At 65.6% G+C, this 262-nt stretch carries 1 protein-coding gene; it reads left to right on the forward strand.

Annotated elements, in window-relative coordinates; translation table 11 throughout:
• Nucleotides 1–262: aminotransferase class III-fold pyridoxal phosphate-dependent enzyme (locus AC0IYU_RS34860; protein WP_472126976.1), on the forward strand; the 262-nt coding region annotated here is incomplete at both ends.

Consider the following 262-nt stretch of genomic DNA (forward strand, 5'->3'; position numbering starts at 1 on the left):
GGTGCCCGACATGCTGAACTTCGCCAAGTGCGTGACCAACGGCGTGATTCCGCTGGGCGGCGTGATCTGCCGCGACCAGCTCTACGACGCGATGATGAAGACCGACGCGCCCGAGCACGTGGTGGAGTTCTTCCACGGCTACCCCTACTCGGGCCATCCGGTGGCGTGCGCCGCGGCCGTTGCCACGCTCGACCTGTTCAAGCATGAAAACCTGTTCTCGCGCGCCGGCGAAATGGGCCAGGTGCTGGGCGATGCCTTCCAC

Source organism: Variovorax sp. AC103 (assembly GCF_979254005.1).